This window comes from Georgenia sp. TF02-10, assembly GCF_022759505.1.
GTDB lineage: Bacteria > Actinomycetota > Actinomycetes > Actinomycetales > Actinomycetaceae > TF02-10.
In genome coordinates, this window is the sequence record NZ_CP094289.1 from 192,576 (window position 1) to 213,786 (window position 21,211).

Here is a 21,211-nt window from a genome sequence, read left to right on the forward strand (position 1 = left end):
TACGGTCGGCCAAGGCGTTTCACCCCCTGACCGGTGCGCTGTGGAGTTGAATCAGCCGCTATGGAGATGAGGGACCTCGGGGACACCGGGCCCAAGAAGAGCTGGTGGCAGCAGAAGCGCCAGCCCCTCGTGATGCTCGGCGCGATCCTCGCGGCCGGGCTCGTGATAGCCGGCCTGAACGCCCTGGGCGCTGACGACGGCGGGTCGAGCGAGCCAGAGCCGCCGAGCGACGTAGAGGTGCGCTTGCAGTGCGAGCAGTGGGTGGACGAGCAGCTGAAGTCACCCAGTACCGCCGAGCACAGCGGCCAGACCGTGACCTCCAGGGGCGAGGACTCTTGGGAGGTGCACGGCGTCGTCGATTCACAGAACGGCTTCGGAGCCATGGTGCGGACACCCTGGTCGTGCGTGATCCGGCTCGAGGATGACGTGTGGCGCGGGAGTGCGAGCCTGTACGAGTAGTCAGTGTGGTCGAGAGGGTCCGCGCTGCCGCTTGGCCTTCTCCAGCCGCCGCACCGACACGAGCGTGCCCGGCTCGGGCTTGACGTCCACGTGCTCGCGCTGCCAGTCATCCAGCGCCGCGCACGTCTGACACATCGCGGTTGGGAACTTCGTAGGTCTCGCCGGCGCAGTAGTCCGCCTCGGCCTTGTCGATCGTCGCCTGGTCGCCCGCCTTCTCGGCGGCCACCGCCGTAAATTCACGACCGGCCAGGGGTTGGGTGAGGTCAAGCGGCCGCGATCTTCCGGAAGCGGTAGAAGGTGCCGACCGACAGCGGGGTGGGATACTTGATGAACCTGCTGCCGGCAGAACAAGACTCACTCCGTCCGGATGGATCTCGTGCCGATCTCGCACCATTTCCACTCCGCGGAGTTTATCCCGGTGCGGGCGTCCGGTGCCCCCTTCTACGGGTGCTGCCATTCGCGCGGTCACGGGCCGGCCGCTGACGGCGGCAACGCCGTTGCCGCAAGTGCTGTATGCAAATGCGTGGCCGTTCTGCGCGGCGGTGGTCACGATGGGGCGCGTGAGCGTCCCTGACCTCCGCGGTGCTCGGGTGCACCTGCGGGACTGGCGACCGGCCGACGTCGACGACCGGCTGCGGGACCTGCTCGCCTCGCAGCGCCCGTGGCACCGCACGAACGGGCCGTACTTCGGCTCGCCCACGGCCGAGGACATGGCCCGGGTCGCCGACGGTCTGGCCAGCGTCGCCCGGACCGATCCCGCCCGGCGGGGCGATCCGCGGGAGACGCTGCCGATCGTGCTCGACGCCCGGGTCGTCGGATCGGTCAGCTGGTACTGGGAGGACCAGGCGACGGACTGGCGCCGGATGGGCGTCGTCGTCTATGACGAGACGCTGTGGGGTCGGGGCATCGCGACCGAGGCGCTGGCGCTGTGGACGAGCTACCTCTTCGCGGCGACGGACGCCCAGCGGCTGGACTTCGCGACCTACTCCGGCAACCCCGGCATGCTCGCCGTCGGCCGCCGCCTCGGCTTCACGGAGGAGGCGCGCCTCCGCCGGGCGCGCCGCTGGGCCGGCGGCGTCCACGACGCGGTGGTCATGGGTGTGCTGCGCGAGGAGTGGGAAGGGTCGGCGTGGGGACGGTCGGTGCGAACGGGGCCGTGCTGACGCCGCCCACCGAATGACGGCCTGCGGGCGCCGCCGCGGTGATGGCGAGGGTACGGCCGCCGTGCTGGCGGCTGGCTCAGCGCCGACGACGACCGCGGCAGACCGCCGACCGGCGCCCCGCCTACCGCTCGGCCGGCAGGTGCCCGAACCGGTGCAGCGTGCGGGAGATCGCCTGCTCGCGCAGGACGGTGAGCATCTCGCGCCGGCCGGTGGCCAGCACCGGGCCGGTGAGCACGGTGGTCCGGGCGCTGGTCAGCTCGTCGGCAAGCCGGTCGGCGGCGCTGCCCTCGCCCACCACCCGGATCCGGTCGACCGCGGCGGCGCGGACCCGGCGGACGAACGCGGCGTCGTCCTCGCCCCGGTCCACGACGCCGGCCAGGCGGCGCAGCCCGGCGCGGGTGGCCGGCCCGTCCAGCGCCTTGAGGGCGGCGGAGGTGGCCAGGTCCAGGCTGACCCGCACCGGGGTGCCGGCGCGCTGGGCGGCGAGCAGGACCCGGAACAGCTCGGCGGCCCGGGCGCCGGGCACGGTGCGCACGGTCAGCGGCGCCGGCCGGTAGCGGAAGACGTTCGCCTCCACCGCCAGCCCGCTCTCGTCGTGCTCGACGCCGAGCTCCTCGGCCCAGGCGAGGGCGTCGGAGCCGACGGCGGCGCGCAGCCAGGCCCGGTCGCCGTCGTCCGGCAGCAACGGAGCCAGGTCCGCCAGGGCGGCGGACAGCTCCGGCCCCGGGTCGGCGCGGCGGGTGGGCTCGCCGTCGGGCCGCCAGTGCCCGAGCTGGGCGACGTAGTTGGGCCCGCCGGCCTTGGCGCCGGGGCCGACGACGGAGGCCTTCCACCCGCCGAAGGACTGCCGGCGCACGATGGCGCCGGTGATGTGCCGGTTGACGTAGGCGTTGCCCACCGCCACCCGCTCCTGCCAGTGGTCGATCTCGGCCTCGTCGAGGGAGTGCAGCCCGCCGGTCAGGCCGTAGTCGGTGGCGTTCTGCAGGTCGATCGCCTCGTCCAGGGTGCGGGCCCGCATGAGGCCGAGGACCGGGCCGAAGCACTCGGTGCGGTGGAAGAAGGAGCCGGGCGCCACGCCGTCCTTCAGGCCCGGGGACCACAGCCGGCCGGTGTCGTCGAGCGGGCGGGGCTCGACCAGCCAGGTCTCGCCCGGCTCGAGCGTGGTCAGCGCCCGGGCGAGCTTGCCCTCCGGTGGGTGGATGACCGGTCCCATCATCGCGCCGAGGTCGTCCGGCCAGGCCACCCGCAGGGAGCTGACCGCGTCGATGAGCTGGCGGCGCAGCCGCGGCGAGGTGCCGGCCGAGCCGACGAGGATGGCGAGGGAGGCGGCCGAGCACTTCTGGCCGGCGTGCCCGAAGGCGCTCCTGACCAGGTCCGCCACGGCCAGGTCGTAGTCCGCGGCCGGGGTGATGACCAGGGCGTTCTTGCCCGAGGTCTCCCCGAGCACCCGCGGCCCGCCGGGCCGGCCGGTGCGCCAGGAGGCGAAGAGCTCGGCGGTCTCGGCGGCGCCGGTGAGGACGACGGCGTCCACGTCCGGGTGGGCGACGAGCGCCCGGCCGGTGGTGCCCTCGTCGGTGCGGACCACCTGGAGCACGTCGGTCGGCACGCCGGCGGCGTGCAGGGCGGCCATGGCGACCTCGGTGCACCCGGGGACCGCCGGGGCCGGCTTGATGATCACCGCCGAGCCGGCGGCGAGCGTGGCCAGCACCCCGCCGGTGGGGATGGCCACCGGGAAGTTCCACGGCGGGGTGACCAGGACGACCCGGTCCGAGGTGAAGGTGGCGCCGTCGGTGGCCAGGTGCCCGGGCTGGAGCTCCAGCGCCCGGTCGGCGTAGTAGCGGGCGAAGTCGATGGCCTCGGAGACCTCCGGGTCCGCCTCGGCGACGGTCTTGCCGCCCTCGGCGGCCATCGCGGTGACCAGCTCGCCGCGGCGGGCCTCGAGCTCGTCGGCGGCGCGGCGCAGGACGGCGGCCCGCTCGGCGGGCGGGCGGGCGGCCCAGCCGGGCTGGGCGTGCACCGCGGTGGCGACGACGGCGTCGACGTCGGCCGGGCCGGCCAGCACCGGGGAGGCCGGTGGGGCGGGGGTTGCGCGGACCCGCTCGACGGCCCAGGTGCGCACGGCGGGCAGGGCCGGGTCGGAGTCGGTGGCGTTGGTGAAGGTGTCCCCGGCCGGGGCGTGGTCCGGGGTGCGCCGGGGCCCGGCGGGCACGGTGGGCAGCGCCGCGACCGAGGCGCGGAACCGGGCCTCCTGCTCGGACATGGCCGCCGGGCCGCCGCCGAACAGGGCGTGCAGGAAGTTCTGGCTCTGGGCGTTCTCCTCCAGCCGGCGGACCAGGTAGGAGACGGCGACGTCGAAGTCCGCCGGCGCCACCACCGGGGTGTAGAGCAGGACGGAGCCGACAGCGTCGCGCACCGCCCGGGCCTGGGAGGGGGCCATGCCCTGCAGCATCTCCACGTCCAGCGCGGCGCCGACGCCGCGGGCCTGGGCGAGGAGGTGGGCGAGGGCGACGTCGTAGAGGTTGTGCGAGGCGACCCCGATCCGGACCGCGCCGGTGAGCTCGGGCCGCAGGGCCCGCTCGACCAGGCGCAGGTAGTTGGCGTCCACCTCGTCCTTGGTGGCGTAGGGCGCCGGGGCCCAGCCGTGCAGCTCGGCCTCGACGTGCTCCATGGACAGGTTGGCGCCCTTGACGAAGCGGACCTTGATGCCGGCGCCGCCGGCGGCGGTGCGCGCCTGCGCAAAGGCGACCAGCCGGTCCAGGGCGGCGAGGGAGTCGGGCAGGTAGGCCTGCAGCACGATGCCGGCCTCGAGGTCGGTGAACTCCGGCTCGGCGAGGATCCGCTCGAAGACGTCCAGGGTCAGGTCGAGGTCGCGGTACTCCTCCATGTCCAGGTTGACGAAGGCGTGCGGGCTGCGGTCGGCGGCGGCCCGGTAGATCGGCCGCAGGCGCTCCAGCACCCGCTCGACCGTCCCGGCGGTGTCCCAGGTGGAGATCTGGGAGACGAGGGAGGAGACCTTGATCGAGACGTAGTCCACGTCGTCCCGGCGCAGCAGGTCCCGGGTGCGGGCGGCGCGGGCGGCGGCCTCGGCCTCGCCGAGCACGGCCTCGCCGAGGAGGTTGATGTTGAGCCGGAAGCCCTCGGCGCGGGCGCGGGCGAGGTGGCGGGCCAGGGCCGGGTCGTGGGCGTCGACGACGAGGTGGCCGACGAGCTGGCGCAGCCGGCGGCGGGCGAGCGGGACGACGACGCCGGGCGCGAGCGGGGCGACCCGGGCGCCCACCCCGAGGAGCAGGCGGTCGGTGGTGGAGAGGAACCCGGCGGCCGCGGCCGAGGAGATGGCGGCGAGCTCGCGGGCGGCGACGGCGGTGTCCTCCGGCCGGGCGACCCGGTCGACGAAGCGGACGGCGAGGTCCAGCCCCGCCGGGTCGCCGACCAGCGCGGCGAGCTGGCCGGTGGTGGCCCGTTCGGCGTCGGTCTGCCCGCTCTCGGTGGCGGCGAGCCACTCCTGGGCGAGGGCGACGGCGTCGTCCACCAGGGCGGCGACGTCGGCCGGGACGCCGGTGGCCGGTGCGGGGCTGGTGGTGGTGTCCGCGGCCATGGTGCTCTCCGTGCTCCTCCGGCGCGGCGGGGTGTGTCGCGTCTGCGGTGGGGGTCAGTGGGTGGGTATGGCCGGACGGTAGGTCGCGGGGAGTCGGGCGGTCAACACGGGCTCGTGGTGCCCGGCGGCGGGGGCCGACGGCGGCCGGCACCCGCCGTCGGCGGGCGGCGCTCCGCCGGCGCTCGCCGTCCGGGGGCGGCACTCCCCCGGCCCTCGTCGGGGGCGGGCAACGCGGCCCGGCCCGGCGGTCAGCCGCCGGCGACCGTGGTGTCGAAGAGCTCGAGCGTCTCGGCCACCGCGGGGAAGACCCACGTGAACAGGCAGGCGACGACGACGGCCGCGAGCGCCACGGCCGTGAGCGCCTTGACCCAGCGCGGGCCGGGCAGCAGCCGCCAGAGCGCTGCGTACATCAGGAGGCCTCCATCTCGGCGGGGACGCCCTCGGCGCGGGGCACCCAGCCGTCCAGGGCGGCGTGGACGATCCACCGCTCGGCGGTGCTCCACAGCGGGTGGCAGGTGGTGAGGGTGAGGAGCCGCTGCGTCGGTGCCTCGCCGGGCGCCCCGGGGACGGGGGCGATGACGTCGGAGCGGTCCGGGGTGACGATCTCGTGCCCGGTCACCCGGTACACCAGCCAGGCCTCGGCGCTCTCGACGACGAGCGGGTCGCCCTCCTGCAGGGCGTCGACGTGCCGGAAGGCCGCGCCGTAGCTCTGCCGGTGGGCGGCGAGCGCGGCGTTGCCGACGGCGCCGGGCAGCGCGGTGCCGGGGTAGTGGCCGGCGGCGCCGGAGTTGAGGACGTCCGTGCCGACGCCCTCGGCGATCGGGATCGGCTGGTCCAGGCCCCACCGGGGGACGTGCAGGATGGCGAACTGCTCCCCCTCGGCGGGTGGGGCCGGCGCGGGCGGGTCGTCTGTGCGCAGCGTGGCGGGCTGGTCCGCGGCGGGCGGCTCGAACCGCTCGGTGATGGCGGCCACCGCCGTCGCCTGCTCCTGGCCGGCCTCGACGTCGGTCCACCACACCTGCCAGACCACGAACAGCCCGAGGAGCACCCCGGCGGTGAGGAGCAGCTCGCCGAGGACGCCGAGCGCCCGGGAGCCGCGGCGGCCGCGGCCGCGCTCGGGCCGGGTGCGACGGGGCTGGACGGCGGTGGTCATCACAGACAGCCTGCCACGGCAGCGGTGGTGCGCGGCGGCGGACCGGTCAGGGCCCGTCGAGGCGCTCGGCCACCACCGCCGCCGTGATGCCGCGGGCCTGCAGCGCCCGGCCGACGTCGGTCGTGGCGTCGGCGGCGAGGACCAGGAGCAGGTGCTCGGTCCCGACGGCCGGCAGGTTCTGCTCGTCGGCCACCCGGCCGAGGCCCTCGATGGCCGCCCGCGCGTCGGCGGAGAACGGCAGCGGCGTGCGCCGACGGCGCCACCTCCGCTGGCGCGGGGCGGAGACCTCGGCCAGGGCGGCGCCGTCCGGGTCCAGGCTCTGCAGGATCGCCGCCCCAGAGCCGGCCGGGACGCCGGCCAGGCCGACGAGCAGGTGGGCCGCGCTCAGCTGCTCGGCGCCCACGTCCGCGGCGTGCCCCACCGCCTGTGCCAAGGCTGCGCGCAGGTGCTCGTCGAACCTGCCGAACAGCCCCTCCCCGACGACGACCCGTCCACCGGACGCGGGACCGGCGAATCGCTGCTGCGCCGCCTGCTTGCTGACGCCCAGCACGTCACCGACCTCGCTCCAGGACAGCCCGGCATCGCGGACCTTCGCCACGACACGGCGCAGCACGTGCTCCCCGGTCAGGGCCAGCTCGGCCTCCAGCCGCTGGGCCGCCGCGAGCGCGCCGCGTGGGTCGTCGCCGTGCTCGGCGGCGATCGAGTCGGCCAGCCGGGCGGCCTCGCCCTCGATGTCCATGCGTCAACGCTACGTTGACGCTGCTGAGGGGGCAACGGCGGACCTGCGGCCGCCCGGACGTGGCGAGCCGAACGGGCCTCAGCCGGCCACACGCCGTCGTGCCCATGCTTGGGCTCGACGGGGGCATGCGCATGGCCGATGCAGCCGCGCCGTCCGGAAGGCTTGGGTCGTCGGTCCGCGTTGTCGTCGACGTGTCCGCCTCACCGATCTCGTCGCCGCCGGCCGCCCGTGCGGGTCTGAGCGCGACGGGTGCTCTGTCGGTGGACGTTGCCGGCAGCCCTGCCTCTGAGCTGGTCCGTGTCGACGTCGTCGTGATCGGCGCGGGGCAGGCCGGGCTCTCGGCCGGCTACCACCTCCGCCGCCGTGGACTGGTCCCGGCGCTCGGAGACGACATGGACGACATAACTCCTCGCCGAGGAGATGACGTCTCCCGCCGCGACGGTAGGGCGGGGACGTACGTCATCCTCGACGCCGAGGACGGGCCGGGCGGGGCGTGGCGCCACCGATGGCGCTCCTTGCGGATGGCGACCGTCAACAACATCTACGACCTGCCCGGGATGGCCCAGCCCGAGGTCAACCCGCAGGCGGCCAGCGTCGACGTGCTGCCCGCCTACTTCGCCGACTACGAGCACGCGCTCGACCTCGGCGTGCTCCGCCCCGTGCGGGTCCGCGACGTCCGGCGCGCCGACGACGACCCCCACGGCCGCCTGCTCGTCACCTCCGACGCCGGCACCTTCGCCGCCCGCGCCGTCATCAACGCGACAGGTACCTGGACCAAGCCGTTCTGGCCGCGATACCCCGGCCAGGAGAGCTTCCGCGGCCGTCAGCTGCACGTGGCCGACTACGTCAGCGCCGAGGAGCTCGCCGGCCAGCACGTGGTGGTGGTCGGCGGCGGAATCTCCGCCGTCCAGCTGCTCGAGGAGATCTCCCACGTAGCGACGACGACGTGGGTCACCCGCCGCGAACCGGTCTGGCGGGACGAGGACTTCGACCCCGAGGCCGGACGCCGGGCGGTCGCGCTCGTCGAGGAGCGCGTCCGGCAGGGCCTGCCGCCGCGGAGCGTCGTCTCCGTCACCGGGCTGATCTGGCGGCCCGAGCTCCGCGCGGCCGCCGAGCGCGGCGTGCTCGACCGCCACCCGATGTTCACCCGCATCGAGCCCGACGGTGTCCGCATGGCCGACGGCTACCTCCAGCCGGCCGACGTCATCCTCTGGGCCACTGGGTTCCGCGCCGCGCTGGGCCACCTGCGCCCGCTGGGCCTGCGCGGCCGCGGCGGCGGCATCACCATGGCCGGCACCCAGGTGGCCGACGAACCACGCCTGCACCTCGTCGGGTACGGGCCGTCGTCGTCCACGGTCGGCGCCAACCGCGCCGGCCGGGAGGCAGTCACCCGCATCCTCACGCACCTACGCTCGAGCGACGACGGCGGGTCCACCGTCGGGCACGGGGCCGGCAGCGTTCACCGGGGTGCCGGACGGAACGCGGTGCGCGGACGCTCGTCGGCTGAGGCTGACCCCGGCGCTGAGCCTCAGCGGGCCGCGTTCCCGGCCGCCCGCGACGCGGGCACCTCGGCCAGCGAGCGGGCGGCTGCCAGCACGTCCTCGACCGTGACCGCGAGCAGGGCCGGGTCGGGCTCGTCGGCGAAGGTCGCCCCGCGACGCACGCGGGCGTCGGTGAGCACGACGTGCGGGCCGTGGGCGGGGGGTCCCCACTCCTCCGGCGGCGCCGGGCCGAACAGGACCACCGAGGGCACCCGGTAGGCGGAGGCGAGGTGGGCGGCGCCGGTGTCGGCGGAGACGACCAGCCGGGCGGCCGCGACGAGGGCGGCGAGCTCGGCGAGGGTCTGGCGGCCGGCGAGCACGGCGTCGTCGTCGAACCCGGCCAGGCGGGCGACCGCCGTCGCCCGGGCCCGCTCGCGGCCGCTGCCCGTGAGCACCACGTGCCGGCCCTCCGCCCGGAGCGCGGCCGCCACACCCGCGAACCGGTCGACGGGCCACTGCCGCGAGCCGTAGAAGGCGCCGACGTGGACCACGGTGGCCCCGGGCCAGGGCGTCGCGGTCGGCGGGGTCAGCAGGCCGACGTCGTCCGGGTCGGCCGGGGCCCCGAAGGCGGTGACCAGCCGGGCCCACCGGACCCGCTCGTGCACGCCGTCCTGCCAGTCCGGGCCGTCGGTGATCCCGTGGCCGCGGTGGGCGATGGTGAGCCGCGGGCGCGGGGCGGCGAGCAGGCCGGCGCTCTCGGCGCCGTTGCCGTGCAGGTTCACCGCGACGTCGACGCGGCCCGGCGGCAGCGGGAGCGGGTCGTCCAGCCCGGGGGTGGGCAGCAGGGCGTCCACCCCGCCGACCAGGTCGACGATGTCCTCCAGCCAGCCGGGCACGGCCAGGACGAGCCGGTGCGCGGGGTAGGCGCGGCGCAGGGCGTGCAGGGCGGGGACCGCGACCAGCAGGTCGCCGAGCTTCAGGGCGCGCAGGGCGAGCAGCTCGGGCCGCCCGTCCGGGGGACCGAGCCGTCTCATCCGCCCGCCCCGCGGCCCAGCAGCTCCAGGACGTCCTCGACGACCGGGCCCGGGGCGACGTCGGCGACGAAGGATTCGTCGTGCGGGCAGCGCGGGAGGGTCTCGTCGGTGACGTCGACGCCGCAGACCGGGCAGGCGGTGCGCCAGGCGAGGTGCACCCGGTGCCGCGCCCGGCCCAGCGGCCCGGCGTTGATGACGTTGCCGAACCAGTAGACCCCCACCGTCGCCGTGCCCACCGCCTGGGCGAGGTGCCGCGGTCCGCTGTCGTTGCCCAGCAGGACGTCGGCCTCGGCGAGCAGGCCGGGCAGCTCGGCCAGGCCGAGCCGGCCGGCGAGGGAGGAGACCAGCCCGCGGGCCGGCCCCTCGAGGCGGTCCTGGGCGCCGGTGACGATCTGCTCCGCGGCCGGGACGTCCGTCTCGTCGCCGACCACCACCACCTGCCCACCCGCCTCCGCCGCGGCGGCCGCGACCTGGGCGAACCGCTCGGCCGGCCAGCGCCGCCGCGGGTCGGTGGCCCCCGGGTGGATCGCGAGCAGCGGGCGGGCCCCGGGCAGGCGGACCCGGGCGCCGCGGTCCCGTTCGGCGGCGGTGACGGCGACGTGCGGCTCGAGCTGGGTGGCGGGCGCGCCGGCCAGGCCGACGACCTCCAGCGCCCGCAGGACCTCGTGCTGGTAGTAGCGGTAGGGCATGGTCCGCTCGAGGGCGGCGGCGTCGGGGGTGCGGGTGCCGACGGTGTGCCGGGCGCCGAGGCGCAGCAGGAAGGGGTTGGAGAACCGGCCGCCGCCGTGGACCTGCACGGCCAGGTCGAGCCGCTGCGCCGCGAGCCCGGCGACGAAGCGGGCGGTCTCGGCGGGGTCCTCGGCCCGGCCCGGCACCTCGCGGACCCCGGGGGCGACCGGGAGCACCGCGACCTCGTCCACCGGACCGGGCCGGCCGGTCAGCAGGGCGGCGTGCATCGGGGTGCCGAGGAGGGTGATCCGGGCGCCGGGGTAGGCGTCGGCGAGGGCCTGGACCGCGGGCAGGGCGAAGAGCAGGTCCCCCAGCCCGCCGCCGCGGAGGACGGCGATGCGTTCGACGTCCTCGAAGCGGGGGTGGAGCGGGCCGACGGCGACGGCGGCCGGTGCGGCGGGCGGTGACGCGGGCACGGGCGGGGCGGCAGCAGCCGGTGCGGCGGACGGCGATGGGACGGCGGGCGGTGACGCGGGCACGGGCGGGGCGGCGGCGCCCGGCTCGGCGACGGCGGCCGGTCCGGCGGGCGGCGCGGGGCCGCCGGCAGGTGCGGTCCCCGGGTCTGCGGACCCGGCGCTGGCGACGTTCACGCGCGCTCCTCTCGGCGGTTCGCTGCCCGGGCCGGGCCAGCAGTCGGCGGTCGCCGGTCGGCGGGTCGTCGGTCCGGCGAGCGGGCAGGTCGACCGACCACCGCCGGTCAGCCCTTCTTAGCGGCGGGGCGCGGCGCGGGCAAACCCGGGACGGCGCAGGACCGTGCGGAGAACGGCCCGCCGCACAAGCACAGCCGCCACCCGGGAGCCGAGACCGAGAGGCGAGAAGGAGAAGAACGTGCTTCTCTGCTGAGGTCGTCGGCTGCTGAGGAGGTTCGACCATGACGGGTTCCCCTGCGTCCATCGCCCTGGCCGCTGCCGTCGAGGAGCTGGGCGCCGCCGCGCCGGTGGTCGCCGTCGTCGGGGACCTCATCCTGGACGGCTGGTGGACGGGGCAGGCCCGGCGGATGACCCGGGAGGCGCCCGCCCCGGTCGTGCAGCTGACCGGGCGGCGCTATGCCGCCGGCGGGGCCGCGAACACCGCGATGAACCTTGCCGCGCTGGGCGCCCAGGTCCGGCTCGCCGGGCTGGTCGGGGACGACGAGAACGGCCGCCGGCTGCTGGACATCCTCACCGAGGGCGGCGTCGACGTCACCGGCGTGGTCGTGGCGCCCGGCGTCCCGACCACCGTCAAGAGCCGGGTCCTCGCGGCCGACCAGGTGCTGCTGCGGGTGGACGAGGAGCCCGGCCAGGGCTACCCGCCGGCGGCGCTGCACGAGCTGGCCGAGGCGGCGCTGGCCGCCACCGCCGGCGCGGCGGCCGAGGTGATCTGCGACTACCGCGGGGACGCCCTCACCGGCCCGGTGCACGCCGCGCTGACCGGGCGCGAGCGCCGGCCGCCGCTGACCGTCGTCGACGGGCACGAGCTGGCGCCCTGGGCGGTCCTGCACCCCGCCGTCGCCACGCCCAACGCGGGCGAGGTGGCCGGGCTGCTCGGCCGGCCGCTGCCCGCGGGGCCGGACAGGCTGGCGGCGGTGGCGCGGCTGGCCCCGGAGATCCTCGCCGCCACCGGCGCGGGCGCGGTGGTGGTCACGCTGGACCGGGACGGCACCGTGCTGCTCACCCCGGACGCCCCGCCGCACCGCACCCGCGCCCGGCCCGCGGAGGAGAAGAACACCACCGGCGCGGGTGACACGTTCGTCGCCGCCCTCACCCTCGCCGTCGCCGGCGGGCTGCCGCTGCCGGCCGCGACGGACCTGGCGCAGGCCGCCGCCGACGTCGTCGTCGCCCAGCCGGGCACCGCGGTGTGCACCAGCGCCCAGCTGGCCCAGCGGCTCGGCGGCAGCGCCGACGGCGCCCTGGGCGAGGCCGAGCTCCTCGCCGGGCTGGCGCGCGAGCGGGCCGCCGGACGGCGCATCGTCTTCACCAACGGCTGCTTCGACGTGCTCCACCGCGGGCACACCCGCTACCTGGAGCAGGCCAAGGAGCTCGGCGACGTCCTCGTCGTCGCGGTCAACGCGGACAGCTCGGTGCGCCGGCTGAAGGGCCCGGGGCGGCCGATCAACGGCGAGGGCGACCGGGCGGCGGTGCTCGCCGCGCTCGCCTGCGTGGACTACGTCACCGTCTTCGACACCGACACCCCGATCCCGCTGATCGAGCGGATCCGCCCGGACGTCTACGCCAAGGGCGGGGACTACACGCCCGAGATGCTGCCCGAGGCCGGCGCGGTCACGGCCTACGGCGGCCAGGTGCGCATGCTGGACTACGTCCCGGCCCGCTCCACCACCGCCGTCGTGCACCGGATCCGGGCGCAGGAGCCGGCGGTGGCGGGCGGGGAGGGCCCTGCGTGAGCCGACGGTGGTCCGGGCGGTGGGCGCAGCCGGCGGAGCCGCCGGCCGCGGTGGTGGACGTGCTCGTGCCCACCTGCGGGCGCACGGCCGAGCTGGCCGTCACCCTGGCCGGGCTCGCCGCCCAGGACGACCCGCCGTTCCGGGTGGTGGTCAGCGACCAGTCGGACGACGGCGCGGCGGGGCGGGACCCGGCGGTGACGGCCATGGTCCGGGTGCTCCGGGCGCAGGGCCGGCCGGTCGAGGTGCTGCGCCACCTGCCGCGCCGGGGCCTGGCCGAGCAGCGGCAGTTCCTGCTCGACGCCGCGACGGCCGAGCACGTGCTCTTCCTCGACGACGACGTGTGGCTGGAGCCGGGGATGCTGGCCCGGCTGCACGCGGCGATCGAAGCCCTGGGGTGCGGGGTCGTCGGGGCGGCGGTCCAGGGGCTGTCCTACCTGGACGACGACCGGCCGGCCGAGCGGGCCGCGTTCGAGCCCTGGGCGGGGCCGGTCCGGCCCGAGCGGGTCCGGCGGGGGACGCCGGCGTTCGACCGGTGGCCGCTGCACAACGCCGCGAACCTCACCCACCTGGCCGCCGGGCTGGACGTCGCCGACGGCGGCTGGCTCGCGTACAAGGTGGCCTGGGTGGGGGGCTGCGTGCTCTACCGCCGCGCGGCCCTTCTCGCCTGCGGCGGGTTCGACTTCTGGCCCGAGCTGCCGGTGCAGCACTCCGGGGAGGACGTGGCCGCCCAGTGGCGGGTGATGGAGCGGTTCGGCGGCGCGGGCATCGTGCCCAGCGGCGCGGTGCACCTGGAGGCGCCGACGACGGTGGTCGAGCGGGACGTGGACGCCTTCGACGTCGTCTTCGCGGACGGGGGTGAGGGGTGAGGTGGCGTTGGGTCGGGCCGGGCTGATGGCTGCTCGCCAGCGGCCGGCTGCCTGGCTGAGGGCCGGCTGCCTCGCTGACGGCCGGCTGCCTGGCGGACTGCCGGCTGCCCGGCTGAGGGCCGACTCGACCGGGCCTGCCCCGCCCGCCCGCTCCTACGAGGCCTGCTTGCCCTCCTGCTGCGCCTCCTCGAGCTGGGTGTCGGAGAGGACGCGCCGGTCGGGGTCCGGGGCGACCGTGGCTGGCACCCGGAGCTCGCTCATGTAGGGCGTGGGCCGGCCGCGGCGGACGTCGAGGAACTCCTTGGCGTAGTACTGCCGGGCGTCGTCGACGGTCTTGGCGCCGGTGACGATGTCGTGCATGAGGTTGAGCGCGAGGTTGTTCGCCTCCTCGTCGTGGCAGCGCGCGGAGACCTCGCCCTCGGTCCGGCCGACCACCACGCTGCCGTCGAAGCGCGCGAGGTCCGTGGCCTTCTCCGGCGGCACCCGGTAGTCCAGCACCGAGGTGACCGAGTCGATGTGCGGGATGGGGAAGTGGTGCTCGACGAAGTCCTTGGAGGCGACCATCCGCTTCCACGGTCCCGGCCGCAGCCAGATGAGGTAGGAGGGCGTGCTCTCCTGCGGCTCGCCGTACTTGTCGATGACCAGCTGAGCGGCCTCGCGGGATTCCTCGGGCCAGCCGGCGATGATGTCGGACGCGCTCTGGGCGTTCATGCGGACTCCTTGTGAGGTGACGGACGAACCCGCCGGGCCGCGGACTGTCGGCCCGGTCACCCGTCCACCGTCGGCCAGGCCCGTGCCGGCCGCAACCGGGACCGGGCGAGCGCCCAGGTGCCCGATGCCCGTCTCGCAGACGACGGCGACGGGGCGCGTCACGGGAGGCCCACGGCCGCCTTCCCTGACAACGGCGGCCGGCCGCCGTCGCGACGTCGGTGCTCGGTCGCGTGGTCACCGGCCCAGGCCCCCGCACCTGCCGGGCCGGTGGGAGCATGAGCTGTGCTCGTCAGTGTCGTCATCACGGCCCACGACCAGGGCGAGCTGGTCGCCGACGCCGTGGCCTCGGCGACGGAGCAGACCGAGCCGCCCCACGCCGTCGTCGTCATCGACGACGGCTCGACCGATCCCCGCTCCCTCGCCGTCCTCGACCGGATCGAGACCTCCGGGCGGGCACGGGTCCTGCACCAGGCCAACGCCGGGGTGAGCGCCGCCCGGAACGCCGGCATCGCGGCGACCGAGACCTCGCTCGTCGCGGTGCTCGACGGCGACGACCAGCTGGCCCCGACGTTCCTCGAACGCACGACCCGCCTGCTCGATGAGGATCCCGAGGTCGTCGCGGCCTCGTCCTGGCTGCGCATGCACGGTGCCGTGGACGCCGTCGTGCGCCCGCCGGGCGGCGGCGTGGTGGAGTTCCTGCACCGCAACGCCTGCCCGGCGAACGCGGTGCTGCGCCGGGCCGCCTGGCAGGCGGCCGGCGGATACGACGAGACGATGCGCGACGGGTTCGAGGACTGGGACTTCTTCCTAACGCTGCTCGCCCGGGGCGGGCGGGCCGCCGTCGTCCCGGAGCCGCTGATCAACTACCGCACGGCGCCCGCCTCGGCGAACGTCCGCTCGATGGAGCGCCGGCTGGAGCTGTACGGGCGGATCATCGACAAGCACCGCCCGCTCTTCGCCGACCACCTGCGCGAGGCGCTGCTGGGGCTGGAGCGCCGGGCCATGGACGTCCAGGCGCGGTGGGAGGACGTCGCCACGGCGGACCCGTCCGTCCCGCTCGGGGAGATCACCTACGGCGACGGCGGCATGGCCGCGGCCGTCCGGGTCGCCACCCGCCGCGCTGCCGCTCGGTAGAGCAGGCGGACGCCAGGGCCGACCTGGGCCGCCGGTAGGGCGATCGCACGCGTCAGCCGCCTGGGCCCTGCGCGTCGCCGAGCTTGAACCGCCCACCGGCGCTGCCAGTAGTGCGCCTGCCGAGCGTCGGTACACCGTCGAGGGGGCGGCCCTTGCGACACAGCTCCGCCGCGGAGGCGCTCGACCGCGTCTGCAAGACCGGCTTCGTCTCGGTCGTGAACGCCCGGGCGCGGCGGCCGTTTGAGCCACCGCCGTGAGCGGTGCTCAGCAGCCGGGAGGCGCTGGGGTCGGTGCTAGGCCGCGGCCCCCAGCTGTGCCAGGGGTACCCTGGATGGTCAGGACGGTCGCGCGGCCGGCTCCCCTGCACCTGCCGGCGCCTCGAGGCGGCCGGCATGCAGGTCGGCGACGTAGATGTCGGTGTACCGGCTGCCAAGCCCGACCGGGGCGAAGACCTCCGCCTCGGCAAGGTCGACGGTCACCACGACGGGCTGCCCCGCCGGGACGCGGACCCGGCGCAACCCGAGGAGCTCCTGCTGACGCGGCAGGACGGGGCCGCCCCGGCGTCGCGCGAGGACCGGCAGCACCAGCTCGCCGTCGACGTCCCCCGTCGCCTGGACGAGCACCTCCACGGTCACCCGTCCGTCTCGGCGGGTGAGCGTAGCGGAGGCGACGCGGGCGCTGCCGGCGGCCGCGTGGGCGAAGGGCAGGAGGACCGGCGACGGCACGTCGCGGTAGACGCCGTCGGGCGACCATCGGTCGTTGTGCCGTACCGGCCCGGCCCCCGAGGCCCGGAGCAGCGTGACCGGGAGCCGCCCGGCGGGCACGACGTCGCCGAGCAGGGCGTCGGCCACCGCCCGCGGTCCGTGGGGGCCGGCATACCCGGCCCACAGCGTCGCGTCGGAGGCCGCCAGGACGCCGGTCAGGACGTGCGGGCGGCCCGCCACGACGACGGAGACCACCGGCCCGGTGGCGGCGGCACGGACGACGGAGAGCAGCTCGTCCTGCTGCCCCGGCAGGCGCAGGTCGGCCAGGTCCACTCCCTCGCCTGCGGAGGCGCGCGTCGCGGCTGCGGCGCCGTTGGGATCGAACTGGTCGGCGTAGGACCGGTGGCTCGTGCCGCCGAGGACCGCGACGACCACGGTGGCGGCCCGCACGGCCTGGGCGAGTCCGGGGTCCGTAGGTGCGACGGTGAGAACTCGCCCGGGCAGGCGGGCGGTCAGCTGCTCCAGGACCGTCGGGTACTCACCGTCGCGCAGCGGCGGGACGTAGTCACCCAGGAAGGGCGTCACGTCGTCGGCGTTGGGGCCGACGACGAGCACGGTCGCCTCGGGGGCGAGGAGCTGCTCGGTCGGGATGTGCCCGTCCAGCAGGACCAGGGCGCTGGCGGCCAGTCGCCGGGACAGGTCGGCGCTCTCAGCCAGCGCCTGCGGCAGGCGTCCGCGCAGCTCGATCCGCTCGCGCCCCGCACGGGCCGACGAGCGGGCGGGCAGCAGCCCGAGGCGGTCCTTCAGTCGCAGCACGCGGCGGCACGCCTCGGTCACCGCACGGAAGGTCTGCTCGTCCTGCTCGGCCGAGCGCACCAGCGTCGTGAAGCCCTCGTCCCACAGCGACACGTCGACGCCGGAGCGCAGGGCGAGCCGCCCGGCGTCCGGGATGCTGCCGGTCAGCGGCAGGAGCTGGTCGACGGCCAGGCCGTCGGCCATGACGATGCCGTCGAAACCCTGCTCCTGCCGCAGCCAGGTCTGCAGCAGCCAGGGGTTGGCGCAGCACGGCACGCCGTCGATGTCGTTGTAGGCGGCCATCATCCCGACGGCCCCGGCGCGCACGCCGGCGGCGGCGGGGGCCAGGTGGATCTCGTGCAGGTCGCGCGGCCCGACGATCGCGGACTGGCCGTTCCGCCCGCCGACCGCCTCGCCCTGCGCGGCCAGGTGCTTGAGCACCACCCCGACACCGTCCCGGCCCAGCCGCCGCCGGTCCGCGCCCTGCATCCCGCGGACGACGGCGCCCACCAGGGTCGCGGCGAGGAACGGGTCCTCGCCGAAGCACTCCTCGCTGCGCCCCCAGCGCCCGTCCCGCAGGACGTCCAGCCCGGAGACGAGCGCGAGGTCCACGCCGGAGGCCGCCAGCTCGGTCGCGACGGCGGCGCTCGCCTCCTCGAGGAGGTCGGGGTCCCAGGTCGCCGCGAGGGCGAGGTTCTGGGGCAGGATCGTGCCGCCGAGGGCCTGGTGGCCGTGCGGGGCCTCCTCGACCACGAAGGCGGCGAGCCCCTGCGGGTTCGCGCCGCGCACCGCCTGCTGGACGAGGTCGACGACCTCGAGCCGGTCGTCCGGGGTGACGCCGTTCTCCCAGGACCTGCCCGACCACGCGTCGGCACGCATGAGCCCGTAGATCGCGCCCAGGCCGGACCAGCGCTCGATCTCGGCCAGCGCCTCGTCGGTCAGGACCCAGCGCCCGCCGCGCCGCTCGACGGCGCGCCAGCCCAGCAGCCGCTGGTTGAGCTGGCCGACCCGCTGCCGCAGGTCGAGCCCGTCGAGGACCGCCTGGACCCGCGCCTCGCGGTCCTGCCCCGAGGTTTGCTCCGGGCTGGCCTCGTCCGTGCTGCCGGCCGGGAGCCTGCTCACCTCGAGCCTGCCTCGGCGACGGGCGCCAGCTCTTCGTCCGAGACGGAGGTGTAGGCCGCCCCCGCCCGTGGCTCGACCCGGTGCAGCCTGGTGATCCCGCGCCGGCGGAGGTCGTCCGGGTCGGTGGCGGTGGTGGAGGTGACCAGGGCGGGGCGCTGCCCGTCCTCGGCGAGGCGCACCCACTCCTCGAAGACCGAGCCGCCCGGGCCGAGCGCGGCGCGCGAGACGGGGGTGTCGTCCTGGTCCACCGGGACGACGACCGCGGTGGTCCGCCCGGGCGCGGCTGCCTGGTCGCGCAGCTCGGCGGCGGCCTCCGCGAACGCGTGGCCGAGCGGCTTGACCTGGCCGCCCTGGTCGATCAGGCCGAGGGTGTGCTCGAAGGGCGGGAAGTCCCCCAGGGTCGGGTCGACGTCGTGGGAGCACCACCAGGTCACGCCCCACAGGGCTGGTGACTCCGCTGCGTGCCGGACGCTCGCCCGGGCGAAGGGCACCACCTGCTCCGGGTCCAGGACGTTGCCGGGCGCGCCGATCTCCTGCAGCCACACGCCTCGCTCCGGGTCCGTGGCGAACGCGCGCGCGAGCTCGACCAGGTACTCGGCGTGGCGGTGGCTGTGCGGGGAGTCCGCGCCGTACCGCTGGGCCGTGCCGTTGAAGACCCAGGAGTGGACGGCGGTCAGGTCGCCCTGCCGCGCGGCGTGGCGCGGCAGGAACGGGTGACCGTCGAGGTACCAGACGGCGTCGTACTCGGCGTGCAGCCGCAGGCGTCCCGGATCGGCGGGGGCGGCGCCGAGCAGCGTGTCCAGCCAGGTGTCGACGTCGCGGGAGGTGGCCGGCATCGGGCTCGGGTGCGGGGTGCCGGCGAACTGGTTGAGCTCGTTGCCGAGCGTCAGCCCCCGGTAGGCCGGCTGGTCCGCCAGGGCGTCGTGCACGGCGGTCACCAGGTCGGCCTGGGCCTGCAGTACCGCCGCGTCGGTGAACATGTTCCCCCGGTGCCAGGAGGAGAGCCAGGACGGCACGAAGTCGAAGCTCGACAGGTGTCCCTGCAGCACGTCCAAGTACACCTCCAGCCCCTGGGCGGCGGCGATGTCGACGGTGCGGCGCAGGTCGGCCAGGGCCGCGGGGTCGATGTAGGTCCGGTTGGGCTGCAGCACCGGCCACAGGGGAAAGACCCGGACGTGGTCCATCCCGAGCCCGGCTACGGCGGCCAGGTCACGCTCGGTGGAGCGCCAGTCCACGTCGTGCCAGGAGTAGAACCAGCGGTGGGACGGTGTGTAGTTCACCCCGAAGCGCAAGGGGGTCATCCTTTCAGGCCGCCGGACTCGAGGCCGCGGAAGAAGTAGCGCTGCAGCAGCGCGAAGAAGGCGACGATCGGCACCAGGGCCACGACCGTGCCGGCCGCGATGAGTCGGGGGTCGTCGTAGAAGGTTCCGCGCAGCCGGTTCAGGCCGACGGTGAGGGTGTACTGGCTGTCGTCGGACAGGACGATCAGCGGCCACAGGAAGTCGTTCCAGGCGCCGACGAAGGAGAAGATCGCGACCACGGTGATGACGCCCTTGACCTGCGGGACGCAGATGCGCAGGAAGCGCTGCCAGGCGTTGGCGCCGTCGATGGTGGCCGCTTCCTCGAGCTCCTTCGGGATCGCCGCGAAGGCGTTGCGCATGAGGAACACGTTCAGTGCGGTGATCAGGGTGGGCAGGGCGACGCCGAGCAGCGTGTTCTGCAGCTGCATCGACCGCACGAGCAGGAACTGCGAGACGATGACGGTCTCGACGGGCACGAGCATCGCGGTCAGCAGCAGGCCGAGCACCAGGCTCCGCCCGCGGAAGCGCAGCCGCGCCAGGGCGTAGCCGGCGAGCGTGGCTCCCACCACGTTGCCGCCGACGACGAACGCGGCGACCACCACCGAGTTGCCGACGTAGTGCAGCACCGGGACGCGGTCCAGGACCTCGGCGAAGTTCGTCAGGGTCGGGTCGGTCGGCACCAGCTGGGGCGGGCGTGCGTACAGGTCGTCCCCGGCGCCCTTGAGCGACAGGGACAGCTGCCACACGAGCGGCCCCGCGAGCAGCAGGAACATCGCGACCAGCACGAGGTACTGGACGACAGTGCCCGGACGGACCCGACGCCTGCGCCGCGGGGCCTGGGGTGCGGCGCTGCTGGTTGCGCTGGGCGCGGTGACCGTCATGACTTCTCCTGCCGGTTCTGCACGACGAGCTGGATCGCGATCAGCGCGCCGAGGACGACGAACATCACCAGGCTGATCGCGCCGGCGTAGCCGGTCTGCGCCTGCAGCCCCGTGCCCTCGCGCTGGACGAGCATGGTCATGGTCAGGACCTGCCCACCCGGGCCGCCGGTGCCGTTGGTCAGCACGTACACCTCGCCGAACACCCGGAAGGCGGCGATCGACGACAGCAGGCCGATCAGGAACATGGTGTTGCGAACTCCGGGCAGCGTGACGTTGAGGAACGAACGCACCGCTCCCGCGCCGTCGACCGCGGCGGCGTCGTACAGCGTGTCGTCGATGTTCGCCAGGGCAGCCAGGTAGATGACCATGTAGTACCCCAGGCCGGTCCAGACGGTGACGAACATCGCGGAGAACAGCAGGAGCCAGCGGTCGGTCAGGAACGGGATCGGTTCGGCTATCACCTGCAGCCACTGGAGCAGCTCGTTGACCAGGCCCTGCTTGCCCAGCATGTTGGTCCAGATCAGGCCGACGATCACCGAGGACATGACGACGGGCAGGTAGAACGTGGTCCGGAAGAAGCCCATGATCCGGGTGCTGCCGCGCACCAGGGTGGCCAGGATGAGCGGGAGCAGGACCATGAACGGGACCACGCACACCACGTACAGGCTCGAGTTGAGCATCGCGGTGCCGAACCGTGGGTCGGCGAACAGGCGCTGGAAGTTGGCGAGCCCGACGAATTCGCCCCGCCGCAGCATGGTGGAGTCCGTGACGGACAGCAGCAGGGTGTTGACGAACGGGTAGACCACGAGCAGGCCCACCACGACCACCGCCGGGACGAGGAACAGCCACGGGGTGAACCACCGGGAGTGGGTCCGGGAGGCGGGGCCGTCCCGCCCGGCGCGGCGCGCCGGGCGGGACGTGACCGGGGCGGCAGCCCGGTCGGCGAGGGCAGGCAGGGCCATGG

17 protein-coding genes and 1 pseudogene are annotated in these 21,211 nt (G+C 75.6%); 6 read left to right on the forward strand and 12 right to left on the reverse strand.

From position 1 onward, the window contains the following. Window positions 1–60 precede the first annotated feature (60 nt). Window positions 61–459 (forward strand): hypothetical protein, encoded by a 399-nt coding sequence (locus tag MF406_RS00965; RefSeq protein WP_242896177.1) that lies wholly within the window; start codon window positions 61–63, stop codon window positions 457–459. On the opposite strand, the gene MF406_RS18635 is transcribed toward MF406_RS00965, so the two are convergent. Further along, window positions 460–594 carry a hypothetical protein gene (locus MF406_RS18635; protein WP_256463920.1) on the reverse strand — a complete coding sequence of 45 codons (135 nt, stop codon included), beginning with the start codon at window positions 592–594 and terminating at the stop codon, window positions 460–462. It lies immediately after the preceding gene. 425 nt (window positions 595–1,019) lie between these two features. Here MF406_RS18635 and MF406_RS00970 point away from each other — a divergent pair, with 425 nt between their 5' ends. Further along, window positions 1,020–1,622 carry a GNAT family N-acetyltransferase gene (locus MF406_RS00970; protein WP_242896178.1) on the forward strand — a complete coding sequence of 201 codons (603 nt, stop codon included), beginning with the start codon at window positions 1,020–1,022 and terminating at the stop codon, window positions 1,620–1,622. A gap of 121 nt (window positions 1,623–1,743) precedes the next feature. Here MF406_RS00970 and MF406_RS00975 read toward each other — a convergent pair whose 3' ends face one another. From MF406_RS00975 to MF406_RS00990, 4 genes are all read right to left on the reverse strand, one after another. Continuing rightward, the gene (locus tag MF406_RS00975; RefSeq protein ID WP_242896179.1) at window positions 1,744–5,217 is read right to left on the reverse strand and encodes a bifunctional proline dehydrogenase/L-glutamate gamma-semialdehyde dehydrogenase; all 3,474 of its coding nucleotides are present in this window, start codon (window positions 5,215–5,217) and stop codon (window positions 1,744–1,746) included. Between the two features lie 248 nt (window positions 5,218–5,465). Continuing rightward, window positions 5,466–5,627, reverse strand: coding sequence for a hypothetical protein (locus MF406_RS00980; protein WP_242896180.1), 162 nt, complete (start codon window positions 5,625–5,627; stop codon window positions 5,466–5,468). After that, window positions 5,627–6,370, reverse strand: a complete 744-nt coding sequence (locus tag MF406_RS00985) for a class E sortase (protein ID WP_242896181.1) — start codon at window positions 6,368–6,370, stop codon at window positions 5,627–5,629. Before MF406_RS00985 ends, MF406_RS00980 begins: the two co-directional genes overlap by 1 nt. Window positions 6,371–6,416: 46 nt before the next feature. After that, complete coding sequence (locus MF406_RS00990) at window positions 6,417–7,109, reverse strand: Clp protease N-terminal domain-containing protein (protein ID WP_242896182.1); 693 nt, start codon at window positions 7,107–7,109, stop codon at window positions 6,417–6,419. Window positions 7,110–7,234: 125 nt separating this feature from the next. Here MF406_RS00990 and MF406_RS00995 point away from each other — a divergent pair. Further along, window positions 7,235–8,509: pseudogene (locus MF406_RS00995) on the forward strand (NAD(P)-binding domain-containing protein); the annotation flags it as partial. Window positions 8,510–8,637: 128 nt separating this feature from the next. On the opposite strand, the gene MF406_RS01000 reads toward MF406_RS00995, so the two are convergent. Together MF406_RS01000 and MF406_RS01005 are read right to left on the reverse strand one after the other, a co-directional pair. Then, entirely contained in the window at window positions 8,638–9,624 is a 987-nt protein-coding gene (locus MF406_RS01000; protein ID WP_242896183.1) for a glycosyltransferase family 9 protein, read from the reverse strand. After that, complete coding sequence (locus tag MF406_RS01005) at window positions 9,621–10,769, reverse strand: glycosyltransferase family 9 protein (RefSeq protein WP_242897900.1); 1,149 nt, start codon at window positions 10,767–10,769, stop codon at window positions 9,621–9,623. Before MF406_RS01005 ends, MF406_RS01000 begins: the two co-directional genes overlap by 4 nt. A 455-nt stretch (window positions 10,770–11,224) precedes the next feature. Between MF406_RS01005 and rfaE2 the strand changes: the two genes are divergently transcribed. Together rfaE2 and MF406_RS01015 are read left to right on the forward strand one after the other, a co-directional pair. Then, window positions 11,225–12,733 carry a D-glycero-beta-D-manno-heptose 1-phosphate adenylyltransferase gene (rfaE2, locus tag MF406_RS01010; protein ID WP_242896184.1) on the forward strand — a complete coding sequence of 503 codons (1,509 nt, stop codon included), beginning with the start codon at window positions 11,225–11,227 and terminating at the stop codon, window positions 12,731–12,733. Further along, window positions 12,730–13,599 carry a glycosyltransferase family 2 protein gene (locus MF406_RS01015; RefSeq protein ID WP_242896185.1) on the forward strand — a complete coding sequence of 290 codons (870 nt, stop codon included), beginning with the start codon at window positions 12,730–12,732 and terminating at the stop codon, window positions 13,597–13,599. Before rfaE2 ends, MF406_RS01015 begins: the two co-directional genes overlap by 4 nt. A 153-nt stretch (window positions 13,600–13,752) precedes the next feature. Here MF406_RS01015 and MF406_RS01020 read toward each other — a convergent pair whose 3' ends face one another. After that, the gene (locus tag MF406_RS01020) at window positions 13,753–14,310 is read right to left on the reverse strand and encodes a hypothetical protein (RefSeq protein WP_242896186.1); all 558 of its coding nucleotides are present in this window, start codon (window positions 14,308–14,310) and stop codon (window positions 13,753–13,755) included. A gap of 282 nt (window positions 14,311–14,592) precedes the next feature. On the opposite strand from MF406_RS01020, the gene MF406_RS01025 reads away from it, so the two are divergent. Further along, complete coding sequence (locus MF406_RS01025; protein WP_242896187.1) at window positions 14,593–15,444, forward strand: glycosyltransferase family A protein; 852 nt, start codon at window positions 14,593–14,595, stop codon at window positions 15,442–15,444. Between the two features lie 335 nt (window positions 15,445–15,779). Here MF406_RS01025 and MF406_RS01030 read toward each other — a convergent pair whose 3' ends face one another. Genes MF406_RS01030 through MF406_RS01045 form a run of 4 tightly spaced genes read right to left on the reverse strand, consistent with a single transcriptional unit; the run spans window position 15,780 to window position 21,209 of the window. Further along, the gene (locus tag MF406_RS01030) at window positions 15,780–18,065 is read right to left on the reverse strand and encodes a glycoside hydrolase family 3 protein (RefSeq protein ID WP_242896188.1); all 2,286 of its coding nucleotides are present in this window, start codon (window positions 18,063–18,065) and stop codon (window positions 15,780–15,782) included. Next, window positions 18,062–19,366: a glycosyl hydrolase gene (locus MF406_RS01035; protein WP_242896189.1), complete on the reverse strand. Its 1,305-nt coding sequence runs from the start codon at window positions 19,364–19,366 to the stop codon at window positions 18,062–18,064. Before MF406_RS01035 ends, MF406_RS01030 begins: the two co-directional genes overlap by 4 nt. Next, window positions 19,363–20,247 (reverse strand): carbohydrate ABC transporter permease, encoded by an 885-nt coding sequence (locus MF406_RS01040; RefSeq protein ID WP_242897901.1) that lies wholly within the window; start codon window positions 20,245–20,247, stop codon window positions 19,363–19,365. The genes MF406_RS01035 and MF406_RS01040 overlap by 4 nt, the downstream gene beginning before the upstream one ends. Further along, window positions 20,244–21,209, reverse strand: a complete 966-nt coding sequence (locus tag MF406_RS01045; protein WP_305852979.1) for a carbohydrate ABC transporter permease — start codon at window positions 21,207–21,209, stop codon at window positions 20,244–20,246. Before MF406_RS01045 ends, MF406_RS01040 begins: the two co-directional genes overlap by 4 nt. Between the last annotated feature and the right edge of the window lie 2 nt (window positions 21,210–21,211).

Bases quoted from the DNA above. Each gene is read 5' to 3' on its own strand.
- MF406_RS00965 (WP_242896177.1), top strand. From the start codon at position 61: ATGGAGATGAGGGACCTCGGGGACACCGGGCCCAAGAAGAGCTGGTGG.
- MF406_RS18635 (WP_256463920.1), bottom strand. From the start codon at position 594: ATGTGTCAGACGTGCGCGGCGCTGGATGACTGGCAGCGCGAGCACGTG.
- MF406_RS00975 (WP_242896179.1), bottom strand. From the start codon at position 5,217: ATGGCCGCGGACACCACCACCAGCCCCGCACCGGCCACCGGCGTCCCG.
- MF406_RS00980 (WP_242896180.1), bottom strand. From the start codon at position 5,627: ATGTACGCAGCGCTCTGGCGGCTGCTGCCCGGCCCGCGCTGGGTCAAG.
- MF406_RS00985 (WP_242896181.1), bottom strand. From the start codon at position 6,370: ATGACCACCGCCGTCCAGCCCCGTCGCACCCGGCCCGAGCGCGGCCGC.
- MF406_RS00990 (WP_242896182.1), bottom strand. From the start codon at position 7,109: ATGGACATCGAGGGCGAGGCCGCCCGGCTGGCCGACTCGATCGCCGCC.
- MF406_RS01000 (WP_242896183.1), bottom strand. From the start codon at position 9,624: ATGAGACGGCTCGGTCCCCCGGACGGGCGGCCCGAGCTGCTCGCCCTG.
- rfaE2 (WP_242896184.1), top strand. From the start codon at position 11,225: ATGACGGGTTCCCCTGCGTCCATCGCCCTGGCCGCTGCCGTCGAGGAG.
- MF406_RS01020 (WP_242896186.1), bottom strand. From the start codon at position 14,310: ATGAACGCCCAGAGCGCGTCCGACATCATCGCCGGCTGGCCCGAGGAA.
- MF406_RS01035 (WP_242896189.1), bottom strand. From the start codon at position 19,366: ATGACCCCCTTGCGCTTCGGGGTGAACTACACACCGTCCCACCGCTGG.
- MF406_RS01040 (WP_242897901.1), bottom strand. From the start codon at position 20,247: ATGACGGTCACCGCGCCCAGCGCAACCAGCAGCGCCGCACCCCAGGCC.
- MF406_RS01045 (WP_305852979.1), bottom strand. From the start codon at position 21,209: ATGGCCCTGCCTGCCCTCGCCGACCGGGCTGCCGCCCCGGTCACGTCC.